Origin of the sequence: Streptomyces sp. NPDC017056, assembly GCF_044332485.1 — a bacterium.
In the GTDB taxonomy this organism is placed as follows: domain Bacteria; phylum Actinomycetota; class Actinomycetes; order Streptomycetales; family Streptomycetaceae; genus Streptomyces.
In genome coordinates, this window is the sequence record NZ_JBIRPD010000014.1 from 64,138 (window position 1) to 80,390 (window position 16,253).

Below are 16,253 nucleotides of genomic sequence, written 5' to 3' on the forward strand. Positions count from 1 at the left end.
TCAGTACTCCACGTTCTGGTCGCGGCGGCGGATCACGGTGAGTTCGTCGCGCTGCGTGCCGGTGGGGCCGAGGTAGTTGAAGGCCCAGGTCAACTGGGCGTACCCGCCGATCAGATGGGTGGGCTTGAGCATCACCCTGGTCAGCGCGTTGTGGATGCCGCCGCGCCGGCCGGTCTTACGGGTCTTGGGGACACCGACCGTGCGTTCCTGGGCGTGGTACATGTACACGGTCCCGGGCGGCATGCGGTGCGAGACGACCGCCCGCGCGGCCACCACGCCGTTGCGGTTGACCGCCTCGACCCAGTCGTTGTCCGCGGCGCCGATCGACGCGGCGTCCCGCGGGGACATCCACACCGTCGGCCCGCCGCGCCCGAGGGCGAGCATGTGCAGGTTGTCCAGGTACTGGGAGTGGATGGACCACTTGTTGTGCGGCGTGAGATAGCGCACCGCGACGCCCTGGTGCGCGGTGGTGCCGAGGGCGGGCTCGCCGTACAGCCGGGACATGTCCAGCGGCGGTTTGAACACCGGCAGCGCCTCGCCGACCTCGTGGATCCAGTCGTGGTCGAGGAAGAAGTGCTGCCGTCCGGTGAGCGTGTGCCACGGCTTGAGGTGCTCGGTGTTGGTGGTGAAGGCGGTGTAGCGGCGTCCGCCGGACTCCGAGCCCGACCATTCCGGGCTGGTGACGACCGGCACCGGGCGCGCCTGGGTGTCGGCGAAGGTGATGTGCTTGCCCTCGTGCTCGGCGGCCAGGTGCGCCATCTTCTGCCCGGTCCGCTTCTCCAGGGTCCGGAAACCCTGGGTGGCCAGGCGCCCGTTGGAGGTGCCCGACAGGGCGAGGATCGCCTCACAGGCGCGCTGCGCGGTGTCCAGGCGCGGACGGCCGGCGGCGGGGCCTTCGCGTACGGTGCCGTTGGCCGCCCGCAGCCGTTCGACCTCCTCCCCCACGTCGTAGGTGATGGCCTTGGTGGTGACGCCCAGGGTGTCGACCAGCGGGCCGAGCGCCGCCATCTTCTCGCCGACGGCGGTGTAGTCGCGTTCGACGACGGTCAGTTGGTGCGTGGTCCGGCCGGGCACCGGCTCGCACTCGCCCTTGCGCCAGTCCAGGGCGACGCCGCCGGGCTGGGCCATCTCGCCCGGGGTGTCGTGCTGGATCGGAGTGGCCACCAGGTCGCGGCGCACGCCCAGGTGGCGCTCGGCCAGCTCGCTGAACCGCCGGGCCAGGCCGTGGAAGATGTCGAAGTCCGTACGGGCCTGCCAGGGCGGGTCCACCGCCGGGGTGAAGGCGTGCAGGTACGGGTGCATGTCGGTGGAGGCCAGGTCGTGCTTCTCGTACCAGGTGGCGGCGGGCAGCACGATGTCGGACAGCAGCGTCGTGGACGTCATCCGGAAGTCGAGCGAGAGGAGCAGGTCGAGCTTGCCCTCGGGTGCTTCCTCGGCCCAGCGCACGTCACGCGGGCGGCGGCCCGGCGGGCACAGCGAGTTCTCGCCCTCCTCGGGCAGGTTGGCATGGGTGCCCAGCAGGTACTTGAGGAAGTACTCGTTGCCCTTGGAGGAAGAACCGAAGAGGTTGGCACGCCACACGGTCATCACCCGCGGCCAGTTGGCCTCGGCGTCGGGGTCCTCTGCGGCGTACCCGAGCCGCCCCTCCTTCAATTGCCCCACCGCGTACGCGACGGGGTCCTGCCCTTTCCCGGCCGCCTCGTCGGCGAGGTCGAGGGGGTTCCGGTCGAACGTCGGGTACGACGGCATCCAGCCCATCCGTGCCGACGCGGCGAGCGTGTCGGCACCGTGCAGCCCTTCGAACGCCCCGTCGGCCAGCGGTGAGGACAGTGCCTCGGCGGGCAGGGTGTCGTACCGCCACTGGCCGGTGTTCAGGTAGAACCACGCGGTGCCGATCATCTGCCGGGGCGGGCGGGACCAGTCGGAGGCGGCGGCGAGTGTGGCCCATCCCGTGGTCGGGCGGCACTTTTCCTGCCCTACGTAGTGGGCCCAGCCGCCGCCGTTGCGCCCCTGGCAGCCGGTCAGCGTGAGCAGCGCCAGGAACGCCCGGTAGATCGTCTCCGAGTGGAACCAGTGATTGGTGCCGGCCCCCATGAGGATCATGCAGCGTCCCTGCGACTGCTCCGCCGTCCGCGCGAACTCCCGTGCCACGCGGGCCGCCTGCGCCGCGGGGACGCCGGTGTGGGACTCCTGCCAGGCGGGGGTGCCCGGTGCCGCGGCGTCCCCGTACGAGTCCGGCCACACGCCCGGCAGCCCCTCCCGGGCGACCCCGTACTGCGCGAGCACGAGGTCGAAGACCGTGGTGACCAGCGGGCCGTCGTCGGCCAGGCGCCGCACCGGGACGCCGCGTGCCACGGTGCCGGTACCGTTGCCGCCGTCGAGGTCGAAGCGGGGCAGGAGCACTTCGGCGCCGGTCCCGGACCCGTACAGCGACAGGCGCGGCACCACGTCGCCGAGGTCGAGGTTCCAGTCACCCTCGCCGGTGCCCCAGCGGTGGCCGAGCGTACCGCGGGGAACGAACGGCGCGTCGGTGGTGTCGTCGATGAGGACGGTCTTGAACGCGGCGTTCTCCGTCTCGTGGCCGAGGTCGGCGGCGGTGACGAATTTCCCCGGAACGTACGCGCCGTCGCGCTCTTTCAGGGTGACGAGAAAGGGCAGGTCGGTGTAGCGGCGTACGTAATCCTCGAAGAACGGGACCTGCCGGTCGACGAAGAATTCTTTGAGAATCACCTGCCCCATGGATATCGCGAGCGCCGCATCGGTACCCGGGTGGGGGTGCAGCCATTCGTCGGCGAGCTTGGTGTTGTCGGCGAAATCCGGGGAGACCGCGACGACCTTCTGGCCGCGATAGCGGGCCTCGGCCAGCCAGTGCGCGTCCGGGGTCCGGGTCACCGGAACGTTCGAGCCCCACATGATGAGATACGCCGCGTCCCACCAGTCGCCCGATTCGGGCACGTCGGTCTGGTCGCCGAACACCTGCGGCGAGGCGACCGGAAGGTCCGCGTACCAGTCGTAGAACGACAGCATCGGCGCCCCGATCAGCGAGTGGAAACGCGCGCCCGCCGCGTGCGAGGCCATCGACATCGCGGGAATCGGCGAGAAGCCCGCGATCCGGTCGGGCCCCCGGGTGGCGATGGTGTGCACATGGGCGGCCGCCGCGATCTCCAGGGCCTCGTCCCAGTCCGCCCGCACCAGGCCGCCCTTGCCGCGTTGCCGCTGGTAGCGTCGGCGGCGCTCGGGGTCGTGCTGGATGTCGGCCCACGCCTCGACGGGGTCGCCCAGGCGGCGCTTCGCCTCCCGGTACAGCTCCAGCAACGCGCCGCGGACATACGGGTAACGCACCCGGGTCGGCGAATAGGTGTACCAGGAGAACGCGGCGCCGCGCGGACAGCCGCGGGGTTCGTACTCGGGCCGGTCGGGTCCCGTGGAGGGGTAGTCGGTGGCCTGCGTCTCCCAGGTGATGATGCCGTCCTTGACATACACCCACCAGGAACAGGAACCGGTGCAGTTCACGCCGTGTGTGGAGCGCACCACCTTGTCGTGCGCCCAGCGTTTCCGGTAGAAAACATCGGCCTCCCGGCCGCCGGTCCGCTCCACGCTGTGCAAATCCGGGGACACCTCACCGGGAGTGAAATACCGTCCGGCGCGCAACAGCAAATCCCCCGCCGTGGTACTGCCATGTTCGCCCCGCACCAGCGTACCTCCTGCGCTTCGAGCAACCCGAAGCTCTCGCGACGACAGGGGAATGCATGAAGTCCCGCGACATCCCATTGGCTTCGGCCGTCACTTCGAAACCCTATTTCTTGATCTCACGGAAACCGGCGGCGAACGGCCCGATTGACCAGGCCCAAAGTCCTGTGCTGGAGGGACCACGGGGCGGGCCGTTCACCGGCCACCGGCCGGATGCTCCCGGACGGAGAGACCGCCCGGCACCGGCCCTCCCGCGAGTGATGACGCAAGACGGCGCCTGCACCTACACTGTTTCCCCTCTACACCTCATATGACCTGCGAAAACACCGCCGTTGAGCCGGTTCCGGAGAGTGAGGAGAACCGCTGTGTTCTACCAAGTGCTCAAGTACGTCATCCTGGGGCCGCTGCTGAGACTGGTCTTCCGGCCTCGGGTGGAGGGCCTGGAGCATGTACCGCCGGAGGGGGCGGCGATCATCGCGGGCAATCATCTGTCGTTCTCGGATCACTTCGTGATGCCGGTGATCGTGCCGAGACGGGTGACGTTTCTGGCGAAGGCCGAGTACTTCACAGGGCCCGGGCTGCGCGGGCGGCTGACCGCGGCGTTCTTCCGGGGCATCGGGCAGATTCCGGTGGACCGGTCCGGCGGCAAGGCGGCGCAGGCCGCGTTGCGGTCCGGGCTGGCGGTGTTGCGCAAGGGACGGGTCCTGGGGATCTACCCGGAGGGGACGCGGTCGCACGACGGGCGCCTCTACAAGGGGCGTACGGGCGTGGCGGCAATGGCGATCAAGGCGCAGGTGCCGGTGGTGCCGTGCGCCATGATCGGGACGTTCGAGGCGCAGCCCACCGGGCGGCGGCTGCCGCGTGCCATGCGGATCACGATCCGCTTCGGCAAGCCCCTGGAATTCGAGCGGTTCGCGGGGCTGGACGGCGAGCACGCCGCGCTGCGCGCCGTCACCGACGAAATCATGTACGAGATCCTGCGGCTCTCCGGGCAGGAATACGTGGACATGTACGCGAACGAGGCGAAGGCGCGGCAGCAGTCGCAGCGAGGTATTGCCCGGCGCTTCCGGTAGTGCGGCAAAGGGCGGTCGGCGCGGGTTCGACCGGGCCCCGCGAAGCGGTGTCTTCGTTCAGCCCTTTGTCACCGCGACGGGTTTACCCGTTGCCGCGTCGATGGCTTTGCGCTGTCCCAGCGGCGTGCGGAGATCCGTGTGCACGTGTTCCAGTTTCACGTTCGCGGTGCACACCTCTCCCTTTTGCTGGCGCCGCGTCAGGGTCAGGGTGAGGGTCACGGCCTGCTCCGTTTCGGACGCGGTGAAGTCGGCGTGCTGGCAGCCGCCGACCGGCACCACCGTGGTGAGCTTCCGGCCGTCCGCGTCGGCGGTCACCGGCCTGCTGAGGGGACGGGAATTCGCGGGCGGGGCGGACGGGCCGGGTTTTCCGTCTCCCGGGGATTCCTGGCCGCACGCGGTGAGCAGAAACCCGGCGGAAAGAGTGACGGCGGCGGCTGCGAGAGTGCGGCTCTTGGGGTGTTTCATGTGGATGGGACGTATGCGGGGCCCTTCGGGTTCCGGTGATTGCCGCATTCGGTGGTCACGGAACCCGAAGGGACGCCGTTTCTCAGGTCTTGGGATTGAGCTTCAGACCGAAGTGGTTGAAGATGTCCGTCGCCTCGGTCCAGTACATGTAGTTGCCGGCGTTGGTCTGGTACGTACCCGACAGCGCCGAGACGAGTCCGCGCGCCTGGCGTGCCGAACCGTTCGCCGTGTACACCATGGCGCCGCTGTCGCCGTGCGCGACGGTCCACGGGTTGTTCGGCAGCCGCGTTCCCTCGACGCCGCGGACCTTCCAGCCCGTGTCGAGCCTGTAGGTGATGTCTTCGTTGGTCACCTTGATGCCGCAGACGGTGCCCTGGTTCATGAAGAAGGACGCGGCGCCGTTCTGGCACACGAAGTCGCCGTTGTGCGAGTACGCGACGCTGGTGACGGGCTTGTAGCCGGCCGTCTCGCTCACGTCGGCGTTGTTGTCGGCGCCGATGAGCTGTTCCGCGTCCCAGGCCGTGGAGACGCCGTTCACCGTACCGACGTAATTGCCGGTCAGGCCGTTCAGTCCGTCGTAGAACTTGCCGAAGGCGGGCGTGGTGCCCGACCCGGTGTATATCTTCGCGCCGTTGGCGAAACAGTGCGCCGCCGTCACCATGACCGGCTTGTTGTCGCTCTTGCGCACGGCGGGCAGTCCGGCCGTGCAGTATTCCGAGCCGTCGGTGAGGACGTCGCCGGCTATGAACGGCGTGCCGTCCTTCCACCGCACGTCCGCCCAGGACCTGGCGGAGGAGACACGCTGCCCCTGCTTGAAGACGAGGGGGACGTCCTGCGCCGGGCTGAGGCTCCGCGCGCTGGGCTGACGGTGCGCCCCGGCCGCCTTGGCGGCCACGCCGGGCTTGTCCACGGCTACTTCCAGGGCCGACGCGTCGGCGGCGATCGACACCGAATGAATCGCGTAGGGCAGTTTGCGCGCGGCTTCCTGCGCGAACAGCCGGTCGCGGGCGTCGTGCATGGCCCGCCGCGTGTGCGCGGCCTTCACCGTGGTGATTTTGCGGGTGTCGATGCCGCGGTCGGCCGCCGAGACGGCCTTGACGAATGCCGCCGCGCGGGAGGTGTCCGTCAGGTAGACGTATACGGTCCCGCGGGGAGCGTCGATGCGCACTCCCGCGTAGATGCCCGCCTGAGCGCCCGAGCCGACGCGGTCGACCGCGTTGGCTATGTTGCGCAGGGGCGTGAGCAGCTTGCCCTGCTCCTCCGGGCCCATGGCCGCTATCTGCGCCTCGGTGTAACGCGCGGGCGCCGGCGCGGCCTGGGCGCCGGGCGCCGTCACCGCGAGCAGGACAAGACCGGCCGTACCGAGCCCGAAAGCGGTCGTCGTGGATCTCTTCACTGGCCCCCCAGTTCGTGAGCGTGGCCGACGCGCTTCGCAGCCCGGCGCCGTGCTGTGTCACGGCGGGACGAAAACGGTCGGGAGGTGTCAGCGGGAGCATATAGCAGTAAAGGAACCTACGTTCGATCATTCCGGGTCGGCGGCGGACCGGCCGGGCTCACGTGGCAGGCTCGGCGGTGGCGGCTGACAGCCGAACAGCCGCCCGGCGGCGGGCGGCTGTTCCCAGCGGCGTGTCAGGACCCCGGCCGTGGGGCTCGCTCAGCCGACGGGGGCGCCGAACCACTGCGGCAGCCGGGCGAGCAGTTCCTGCCGGTCTTCGCCGGCCCATGCCACGTGGCCGTCCGGCCGCAGCAGCACCGCGGGCACGTCCAGTTCCTCGCTGACGTCGACGACGTGGTCGACCCGGTCCGCCCAGCCCTCCACCGAGAGCCGGCCGGTCTGGTCGAGCAGCAGTCCGCGGCCGCCGTGCATCAGCTCGTAGAGGCGGCCCTGCTTCAGCTGTACGTCCCGCATCCGCAGGCCGAGCAGTTCGTGCCCCTCGCCGAAGTCGTAGCGGACCCCGACCGCGAAGATCATCTCGGTGACGTACCGGTTCACCTCCTCGAAGTCCATCAGCTTCGAGAACAGTCCCCGCAGCGCGGTCGGCCCAGGGCCCGACCCCAGCAGCGTGATCTGCGCGCGGGTGTTGTCCAGCACGGCGGCCCCCACCGGGTGCCGTTCCGCGTGGTAGCTGTCCAGCAGTCCTTCCGGTGCCCAGCCGCCGACCGTGGCGGCCAGCTTCCAGCCGAGGTTGAACGCGTCCTGTACGCCGAGGTTGAGGCCCTGCCCGCCGGTCGGCGGGTGGATGTGCGCCGCGTCGCCGGCCAGCAGCACCCGGCCGGCCCGGTAGCGCTCGGCCTGCCGGGTGGCGTCGCCGAACCGGGACAGCCAGCGCGGCGAGTGCACGCCGAAGTCGGTGCCCGCGAACGCGCGCAGCCGCTGCTTGAACTCCTCCAGGGTCGGCGCGGTCGCCCGGTCCTCGGCCACGCCGTCGGCCGGCACGATGACGCGGTACCTCCTGCCGTCCCCCTCTCCGACGGGGTGGAGGCCGAACCTCAGCTCGGTCTTGCGTACCTCCTCGACGACGGCGGTGATCGTCGCCGGGTCCTCGGTCGCCTCCATCTCGCCGAGCAGCGTCTCGACCGTGGCGGGCTCGCCAGGGAAACCGATGCCGGCCCACTTGCGCACCATGCTGCGGCCACCGTCACACCCGACGAGGTAGCGTGCGCGCAGGCGCGTTTCTCCCCCTGCCGCGGGGGACAGCTCGACGGTCACCCCGCCCTCGTCCTGGCTCAGCCCGACCACCTCGCAGCCGCGCCGGATGTCGGCGCCGAGTTCGAGGGCGCGCTCGTTGAGCAGCCGCTCGGTGACCGGCTGGGGGACGGCGAGGCTGTACGGGTGGGCCGTGTCCATCCGGTCGGGCCACGGCTTGTGTATGCCGCCGAAGAAGCCGCCGATCTGGAACTTCTTGCCGACCGCGAGGAACCGGTCCAGCAGGCCGCGCTGGTCCATGATCTCGATGCTGCGTGCGTGCAGGCCCTGCCCGCGGGACTGCTCGGTCGGCTCGGCCAGCTTCTCCAGTACGACCACGTCCACTCCGGCCAGCCGCAATTCGGCGGCCAGCATCAGGCCGGTCGGTCCGCCGCCGACCACGATCACGTCGATCATCACTACATCCATTTCCGCAGGTCCTGGCTTCAGGCGCCGATTGTGCGGGACGACCGGGGCCTTGCCGCAAGCCCCCCTGTGCGCTATAAGTTAAGAGTGGCAAGGAGTATGTATGCGGACTCCTTGCCTTTGTGCTGTCCGGCCGGCCGTGACGCGCTTGGGGGCGCGGCGCTACCGCTACGCGACGTGGCACGCCTCGATGAGCGCGCGCAGTGCGGGACGTGGCGGGTCGGGGCGTACCGCGAGGTAGGCCCGCATCGTGGGGGCCGGGTTGCGCAGCGGGCGGAACACGACGCCCGGTACGGGCAGTTGCAGGGCGTGCGGCTCGTAGAAGACCGTCCAGGAGGGCCTGCCGTATCCGACGGCGGCCAGGGTGTCCTGGGCGGTGGTGAACTCCGCGCCCAGGACCGGCTCGAAGCCCGCTTCGCGGCAGGAGCGGATCACCAGGTCGTGGAGCGCGGAGTTGCGGGCGCGGGAGGCCAGGCGGAGCGGCAGCGGGGCGAGGTCCGCCATGTCGATCACCTCGCGTACGGCGAGTTCGTGGCCGGCGGGGAGGGCCGCCCGCAGCTCGTCCTGCCACAGCGGCAGCAGTTCGAGGCCGGGTTCGCTGCGGTCGCCGCGCAGCAGCGTCGCGTCCAGTTCGCCGGAGCGTACGCGGTGGAGCCGGTCGGTGGTGCTGCCGGTGACCAGTTCGATCTGGGCCCCCGCTGGGGCGGTGCGCGTGAAGGCGGCGAGGACGGTTTCGAGCCGCGCCCCCAGCCCGTCGCTGGTACCGAGCCGCAGGGTGGTGTCCTGTCCGGCGCGCAGGTCGGCGACGGCCGCCCGGGCGCGGGATTCCGCGGCGAGCACTTCCCTGGCGTGCGGCAGGAGACGGCGGCCCGCCTCGGTCAGCCGGACGGTGCGCGTGGTGCGCTCGAAGAGGGTGACGGCCAGTTCGCGTTCCAGGCGGCGCAGTTGCTGGCTGACGGCCGACTGCACGATGTGCAGCCGCTCGGCCGCGCGTCCGAAGTGCAGTTCCTCCGCCACCGTCAGGAAGTAGCGCAGTTGCCTGATCTCCGTCGTCCTCACCCCGTCCGAACGGCTCCCATTGATCACCTTCGGTGATCAGTGTAAGCGCGCTTCGGCCGTTGGCCGGCGCCCTTGGCCGCGGTTGGCTGGTGCCGCAACGGACCGGCGCGGGACGAAGGAGAAGACATGCCCAGGACGACGCTGCGGATCAGCGGTGGCGAGGCCGACGTCGAGTACGACGTCACGGGGAGCGGGCCCGGCCTGGTGCTCGTGCACGGTACGGCGGCCACCCGCGAGCAGTGGCGGCCGCTGACCGAGGCGGTCGCCGACCGGTTCACCGTGGTGGCGCCCGACTGCTCCGGGTCGGGCGCCACCACCGATCACGGGGGGCCGCTCACCCTGGCCGATCTGGCCGACGAGGTGCTGGCGGCGGCCGAGGACGCCGGCCTCGGCACCTTCCACCTGGTGGGGCACTCGCTCGGCGCCGCGGTGGCGGCGCAGCTCGCCGCCACCCGCCCCGGCCGGGTCCGCTCGCTCGCGCTGCACGCCGGCTGGGCGTACACCGACGTGCGGTTGGCCGCCGAGTTCCGGTACTGGCTGGAGCTGCTGCGGGCCGACGCCGAGCACGGTACGTCGCTGTTCGCGCGGATGCTGCCGCTGATGGCGCACGGGCCCCGGTACTGGGAGAGCGTCACGTCCGAGGCCAACGACGAGCTGGTCGGCGCCCTCGCCGGGATGATCACGCCCGGTGCCGTCCGCCAGACGGAGGTCAACCTCGGCGTGGACCTGCGGCCGGTGCTCGGCCTGATCACCGCGCCGACGCTGGTGCTGGCCAGCGCCCACGACCGCGTCATGGGCGCGCACCAGCAACAGGCCCTGCTCTCCGGTGTCGCAGGCGCCCGGTACGCGGAGCTCGACGCGGGGCACGGGGCGCCGGCCGAGGACCCGGCCGGGTTCGTGTCCGTGCTCGCCGGGTTCCTCGACGAGCAGCGGACCGCCGGCCGGGCCGCCCCGGCAGCGGCCGGGTGACCGCCGGTCGCGGGGCCGCTCACGTACGGACAGCGACGAGCCCCGTGCTCCTGGCAGGACTTCCCAGGAGCACGGGGCTCGGCGCCGTGGCTGCGGACTACGCCTTGCTCGGCTCCGGGGTGGCGTGCGGGGCGCACGTCACGTCCTTGGAGTCGGTCTTCCCGGTCAGGAAGTAGGTGTCGACCCGGTCGTTGATGCAGGGGTTGACCAGGCTGGTCACGCCGTGCGAGCCGGCGCCCTGCTCGGTGATCAGGCGCGAGCCCTTGAGCCGCTTGTGCAGCTCGACGGCGCCGCCGTACGGGGTGGCCGCGTCACGGGTGCTCTGGACGATCAGCACGCTGGGCAGGCCCTTGCCGGACGTGACGTCCACCGGGGTCTGCTGCTTCTCCGGCCAGGTGGCGCAGGGCAGGTTCATCCAGGCGTTGGCCCAGGTCATGAACGGTGCCTTCTGGTGGACACGGGTGTTGTCCCGGTCCCACTTGCGCCAGCTGGTGGGCCACTTGGCGTCGTTGCACTCGACGGCCGTGTAGACCGCGTTGCTGTTCTCGGAGGCGATGTTGCCCGCGGTGTCCTTCATGTCCGGGCCCGCGTTCTGGATCAGCTGCTTCTCGTCACCGGCCAGGTACGCGCTCCACACCTGGGCGGTCGAGGCCCACGCGGAGTCGTAGTAGGGCGCGTTCTGGAAGAAGCTGGTGAGCTCGGCCGGGCCGACGACGCCGCCGATCGGGTTCTTCTTGGCGGTGGCCCGCAGCTGCTCCCACTTCGCCTGGACCTTGGCCTCGGTGTTGCCGATGTGGTACACGGCGTCGTGCTTGGCGACCCACTTCTTCCAGTCGCCCCAGCGCGTCTCGAACGCGAGGTCCTGGTCGAGGTTGGCCTGGTACCAGACCTTCTCGCGCGACGGGTCGACGACGGAGTCGACGAGCATCCGGCGGACGTGGTCGGGGAAGAGCGTCGCGTACACGGCGCCGAGGTAGGTGCCGTAGGAGACGCCGAGGTAGTTGAGCTTCTTCTCGCCCAGGGCGGCGCGGATCACGTCCAGGTCACGGGCCGTGTTCGGCGTCGTCATGTGCGGGAGCAGGGCGCCGCTGCGCTCCTTGCAGCCCTGCGCGTACTCCTTGGCCAGCTTGCGCTGGGCGCGCTTGTCCGCCTCGCTGCCCGGCACCGGGTCGGCCTTGGGCGCCTTGACGAACTCCTGCGGGTCGGCGCAGGAGATCGGCGCGGAGTGGCCGACGCCGCGCGGGTCGAAGCCCACGAAGTCGTACGCCTTGGCGGTCTTGGCCCACACGGCGTTCTTGCCGGTGACGCGGTTCGGGAACTTCATGCCCGAGCCGCCGGGGCCGCCGGGGTTGTAGAGGAGCGAGCCCTGTCGCTCCTTCTTGCCGCCGGTGTTGCCGATACGGTCCACGGCGATCTTGATGGTGCGGCCGTCGGGCTTGGCGTAGTCGACCGGGACGGTCACGTAGCCGCACTGGATGGGGGCCTTCAGGCCCCAGTCGGCAGGGCAGTCCTGCCAGTCGATACCCGTTTTGGCGGCACGGGCGGCGGCGACCTGCACGCCGCGGGCCTCGGCCGGTCCGCGCTGGTGCTGCTGGCCCGCGGTGGCGGGCGTGGCGGCTATTGCTCCGGCTATGAGCGTGCCGGTCACCAGGGTGCCGGCAGCGCCGAGCGCTGCTGTTCGTCTCACGAGGTGGTTCCCCCTGCATAATGCGCCGCGCGCGGCGGCGGTGATCACAGAGCTGTACGGGGGATCCTGTCTTCTGCCACCCCACTCTGAACAGGGCTCACTGCCTTTTCTTTACCAAACCGCAGGATTCGATGAACGTTTTGCGGTATCGGCGGGGGCACCATGGCGTACGGGTCGGCATTTTGCCTGACGTGCGGCTTTGCATGCGGATCAGGAAGGTTGCGCCGCTTGTCCCGCACACGCGGAAGAGGGGATGAAGCGGTGTACGTCTGGTACGTGTCGTACGGCTCCAACATGCATGCCGCGCGGCTGCGCCACTACCTGGCGGGCGGGCGGCCGCCGGGCGGCGCGCGCACTTGTCCGGGGTGCCGTGATCCCCGGCCGCCGGCCCGCTCCGTACCCGTCGTACTGCCGGGGAGCATGTACTTCGCGCTGGAGTCGCGGAACTGGACAGGGGGTGTGGCGTTCTACGACCCGGACGGGCCCGGCGAGGTGTGGGGGCGCGCCCATCTGGTGACGGGCGGCCAGTTCTCCGACATCGCGGCGCAGGAGATGTACCGGGCGCCGGTGGCGGATCTGGACCTGGCGGAGGTGCTGGCCCGGGGCCGGGTGCAGCTCGGCCCCGGGCGCTACGAGACGCTGGTGCACCCCGGCACCCTGGACGGGCTGCCGCTGCTCACGTTCACGGCGCCGTGGAGCGCGGACGAGGTCGCGCACAACCGGCCGACCGACACCTATCTGGCGCACCTGGCGTCGGGGCTGCGCGAGGCGGGCGGGTGGGACGACGAGCAGATCGCGGGGTACCTGGAGAAGTGCCGGCTCGGAGTGCCGGTGCGCACCGGAGCGAGCCGGGCACCCTACGTGACGCATGTGAATTCCGAACGCAAAGAACCGCACTAATCAGACATTCACTCGACGGCCGAAAATACCGTCGCATGGTGAACGTTTGGTGAGTGCGTAGCAGGTCACCCCAGGAGCGGATGGACCGGATCGAACGGACGGTTTACGACAAAACATTCATCCGGCGTCCGGTATGCGGATCAGACTGTCCGGAAAACCTCCGGTCGTTTTGACCCGCCCCCTCTTCATCACCAAATGTCAGCCATGTGACCACCACACGAGCCCCCGGCCGCCGCGCCGGCGACGGGCTCCTCCGCCATCGCGACTTCCGGCTGCTGCTCGCCGGGGCCGCGGCCAGCCAGGCAGGCACTCAAGTCGCCCTCGTGGCCCTGCCCTTGGTGGCCGTCGTCGGGCTGCACGCCTCGGCCTTCGAAGTGGGCCTGCTCACGGCGGCCGAGACCGCGGCCTTCCTGCTCATCGGCCTGCCGGCGGGGGCCTGGGTGGACCGGGTCAAGCGGCTGCCGCTGCTGATCCGGACGGACGTGGTGCGCGCGGTGGCCATGGGCAGCGTGCCGCTCGCCGCGGTGTGCCACGCCCTGACGATGGCGCAGCTGTACGTGGTGGCCTTCGTCACCGGAGTCGCGACCGTGTTCTTCGACGTCGCCCACCAGAGCTATCTGCCGCGGGTGCTGCCCGGCGCGCAACTGGTCGCGGGCAACGGGGCGCTGGAGACGGCGCGTTCGGCCGCGCAGGTGGCCGGGCCCGGACTGGGCGGCGGCATCGTCCAGCTCCTGGGGCCGCCGGTGGCCGTCCTGGCCAACGCCGCCGGATACCTCGCCTCGGCGCTGTTCCTGCGCGCGATTCGCGTCCGCGAACCGGAACCCGAGGTGACGCCGGGCGTCTCGCTGCGCGCACAGGTCAAGGAGGGCCTGGCCTTCGTGCTGCGGCACCCCGTCCTGCGCGTGATCGCCCTGACGACCGGGGTGGCGAACTTCTTCTCGGCGATGCTCGTCGCCGTACAGACCGTCTTCCTGACGCGGGAGCTGGAGTTGCCGCCGGGAGTGCTCGGCCTGATGCTGTCCGCCGCCGCCGTCGGCGGACTGGCCGGGGCGCTGTGCGCCGGGCCGGTCGCGCGAAGGCTGGGGCAGGCCCGCATCATCTGGCTCGCTCCGGTGGCCACCGGGCCGTTCGCCCTGCTGTGGCCGCTGGCCGGGCACGGGGCGGCCGCGGCGTGGTTCGCGCTGGGCTCGGGCGCCGTCTTCTTCGGCGCCGTCGTCTACAACGTGGCGCAGGTCAGCTTCCGCCAACTACTGTGCCCCGACGCCCTGTTGGGCCGGATGAACGCCACCTTGCGGTTCATGGTCTGGGGGACCATGCCGCTCGGCGCGCTGGCCGGCGGCACCATCGCGGGGGCGGCCGGCGCGCGGGCGGCCGTGTGGGTCTGCGCGGCCGGGTTCCTGCTCGTGCCGGTTCCGTTGCTGCTGTCGCCGCTGCGGAAGCTGCGCGACCTGCCTGCCACCGGAGCCGAGGCGGGCGCCGGGCCCGCTTCCGAGGCAGTTGATGCGCCCGGCGCGGCCGGCTGATCCAGGCCCCCGCCCGGATCCGCGCGCCCTCGCACTTCGCGGCCGTAAGCGCTGCCCCCTGCCCTCCGGCAGGTCGTCCCGTAATCGGTGAGCCGGGTCCGTGTCCGTAAGCGCGCTCCACCGTACGCAGCACCACCGTTCGAACGTCTCATTGGCAACGCCCCGTCCGCGGCGGCACAAGGGAGGTCATCGTGGACCCCAGCACCACGCTCGGCATCAGCACCGGCACACCGGCCGGCACCGGCATCCGTACCCGCTTCGGCACCGGTGTCCGGGCCGGCACCGGCGTCAGCATCACGCAGCAGTACCTCGCCCGCTACGAGAAGGCGGCCGCCGGTGCGGCCGACCCGGCCGGGCTGCTGCCCGTCACCGGTGCGCAGCGGCGGTTCCTGCTCGCCCGGCGGCTGGCGCCCGGCGGCCGGCCCGACGTCGTGCCGCTGTTCTTCGCCTTCCCGCGCGGCACGGTCGACGTGGACCGGCTGCGCGCGGCGGCAGGTTACCTGGCTGCCGCGCACCCCGCGCTCCGCACCCGGCCCGACGTGCTGCGCGGCGCGCCCGTACAGCGGTTGGGCGCCCCTGCCGCCCAGGTGAGCCGCGTGGTGGCACGCCCCGGTGAGGACGCGGCGGCGGCCCTGCGCCGGGCATTGCTGGACTGGTCGGCCGAGGGCCCGCCGCTGCGGCTGTTCCTCGCCGACGCCCCGGCGGGCGACGGCACGGACGCCGGCGTCGCCGGTGCCGGGGGCCCCGCGGAGATCCTCGCGCTCGCCCTGGACCACGCCGTGTGCGACGAGCAGTCCCTCGGCCTGATCTCGGCGGATCTCGGCGACGCGTACGAGCGGGGGCTCGGCCCCGGCGACGTGCCGCCGGACCACGCAGCGGCGCAGGCGGCCGGGTACCACGAGGCCGTACGCCTGCAACTCGCCGCCGAGCAGCGTGCGTCCAAGCCGGAATCGCTCGCCTACTGGGCGCGCCGGCTGGCGCCGGAACGGCCGGTCGGCGGCGCGCAGGCGCCCGCCGGGCAGGCCGCGCACCCGGCCCGGCCGCCGCGCCCCACCGGCGCCCTGCAACGGCGCCTGCCGATCCGTACCGACGACGGGCGGGCCACCGCCTTCCCCGTCCTGCTCGGCGCCTGCGGCAACCTCGCACGCACCCTGGGCGGAACCCGCCTCGCGGGCCGTGCGCCGCTGCTCGGCTACCCCTGGGGCGGCCGGCCCGCGGCGGCCGCGCCGGTCCTCGGCTGCTTCCTCAACACCGTCGTCCACCCGGCCACCGCGTGCGGCACCGACGATCTGACCACCACCTGGTGGGACGACCTCGACCACGCCGACACCCCGTTCGACGAGGTGGTCCGCGCGGCCCGGTCGGCCGCCGCCCCCTGGACCGGGAACCTGGACGGCCTGCTGACCTTCGAGGACCTGCACCGCCGGCCGCCGCTGCGGCTGGGCGGCGTCGCGGGACGCGAGGTGCACGTCGACGGGCGGCCGCTCCAGGCGCCGTTCGCGGTCTCCGTCTCGTACGGGAACGATCTTCTCGTGCGGATGGCGTGGGACCGGGACGCGTTCCCCGACGGCCTCGCCCGCGACGCCTTCGCCGCGCTCACCGCCGAACTGGCCGGCGAACCCGCCGGAACCACCGCCGGCGACGGGCACGCCCGTACCGGCGCCGCCACGCCGGTGGCCTGACCCACACCCCGGGCCGGCACCGGCCCCACGCACCACTCCCTCCCGGCCCCCGCGTCCGACCGACTGCGGGCGCCGGGCCGAGCACCACCTCAC

Annotated in this window: 11 protein-coding genes; 5 read left to right on the plus strand and 6 right to left on the minus strand. The window is 71.6% G+C overall.

From position 1 onward, the window contains the following. On the minus strand, positions 1–3,771 hold the full coding sequence (locus ACH4OW_RS25215) for a nitrate reductase subunit alpha (protein WP_398030130.1): 3,771 nt from the start codon (positions 3,769–3,771) through the stop codon (positions 1–3). Between the two features lie 284 nt (positions 3,772–4,055). On the opposite strand from ACH4OW_RS25215, the gene ACH4OW_RS25220 reads away from it, so the two are divergent. Further along, positions 4,056–4,763: a lysophospholipid acyltransferase family protein gene (locus tag ACH4OW_RS25220; RefSeq protein ID WP_360129122.1), complete on the plus strand. Its 708-nt coding sequence runs from the start codon at positions 4,056–4,058 to the stop codon at positions 4,761–4,763. Positions 4,764–4,820: 57 nt separating this feature from the next. On the opposite strand, the gene ACH4OW_RS25225 is transcribed toward ACH4OW_RS25220, so the two are convergent. The 4 genes from ACH4OW_RS25225 to ACH4OW_RS25240 all read right to left on the minus strand — a co-directional run bounded on the left by ACH4OW_RS25225 (position 4,821) and on the right by ACH4OW_RS25240 (position 9,399). Continuing rightward, the gene (locus tag ACH4OW_RS25225) at positions 4,821–5,078 is read right to left on the minus strand and encodes a hypothetical protein (RefSeq protein WP_398030131.1); all 258 of its coding nucleotides are present in this window, start codon (positions 5,076–5,078) and stop codon (positions 4,821–4,823) included. A 232-nt stretch (positions 5,079–5,310) separates the two neighbouring features. After that, complete coding sequence (locus ACH4OW_RS25230) at positions 5,311–6,624, minus strand: peptidase (protein ID WP_398030132.1); 1,314 nt, start codon at positions 6,622–6,624, stop codon at positions 5,311–5,313. 258 nt (positions 6,625–6,882) lie between these two features. Next, positions 6,883–8,331: a rifampin monooxygenase gene (gene rox, locus ACH4OW_RS25235; protein ID WP_398030233.1), complete on the minus strand. Its 1,449-nt coding sequence runs from the start codon at positions 8,329–8,331 to the stop codon at positions 6,883–6,885. A gap of 177 nt (positions 8,332–8,508) precedes the next feature. Then, positions 8,509–9,399 carry a LysR substrate-binding domain-containing protein gene (locus ACH4OW_RS25240; protein ID WP_398030133.1) on the minus strand — a complete coding sequence of 297 codons (891 nt, stop codon included), beginning with the start codon at positions 9,397–9,399 and terminating at the stop codon, positions 8,509–8,511. 126 nt (positions 9,400–9,525) lie between these two features. Between ACH4OW_RS25240 and ACH4OW_RS25245 the strand changes: the two genes are divergently transcribed. Next, on the plus strand, positions 9,526–10,368 hold the full coding sequence (locus ACH4OW_RS25245; protein ID WP_360129110.1) for an alpha/beta fold hydrolase: 843 nt from the start codon (positions 9,526–9,528) through the stop codon (positions 10,366–10,368). A 97-nt stretch (positions 10,369–10,465) separates the two neighbouring features. On the opposite strand, the gene ACH4OW_RS25250 is transcribed toward ACH4OW_RS25245, so the two are convergent. Continuing rightward, positions 10,466–12,055: an alpha/beta hydrolase gene (locus tag ACH4OW_RS25250; protein ID WP_360129107.1), complete on the minus strand. Its 1,590-nt coding sequence runs from the start codon at positions 12,053–12,055 to the stop codon at positions 10,466–10,468. A 261-nt stretch (positions 12,056–12,316) separates the two neighbouring features. Between ACH4OW_RS25250 and ACH4OW_RS25255 the strand changes: the two genes are divergently transcribed. The 3 genes from ACH4OW_RS25255 (at position 12,317) to ACH4OW_RS25265 (ending at position 16,160) form a co-directional block, all read left to right on the plus strand. Beyond that, positions 12,317–12,955, plus strand: a complete 639-nt coding sequence (locus ACH4OW_RS25255; RefSeq protein WP_398030134.1) for a histone deacetylase — start codon at positions 12,317–12,319, stop codon at positions 12,953–12,955. Positions 12,956–13,161: 206 nt separating this feature from the next. Then, a complete protein-coding gene (locus ACH4OW_RS25260) occupies positions 13,162–14,478 on the plus strand; it encodes an MFS transporter (protein ID WP_360129101.1) in 1,317 nt (438 codons plus the stop codon). 191 nt (positions 14,479–14,669) lie between these two features. Continuing rightward, the gene (locus ACH4OW_RS25265; RefSeq protein WP_398030135.1) at positions 14,670–16,160 is read left to right on the plus strand and encodes a non-ribosomal peptide synthetase; all 1,491 of its coding nucleotides are present in this window, start codon (positions 14,670–14,672) and stop codon (positions 16,158–16,160) included. Positions 16,161–16,253: the final 93 nt, after the last annotated feature.

What these genes read in the sequence shown, in the direction of transcription:
- ACH4OW_RS25215 (WP_398030130.1), bottom strand. Translation starts at nt 3,771, where the DNA reads ATGGGATGTCGCGGGACTTCATGCATTCCCCTGTCGTCGCGAGAGCTT.
- rox (WP_398030233.1), bottom strand. Translation starts at nt 8,331, where the DNA reads ATGATCGACGTGATCGTGGTCGGCGGCGGACCGACCGGCCTGATGCTG.
- ACH4OW_RS25245 (WP_360129110.1), top strand. Translation starts at nt 9,526, where the DNA reads ATGCCCAGGACGACGCTGCGGATCAGCGGTGGCGAGGCCGACGTCGAG.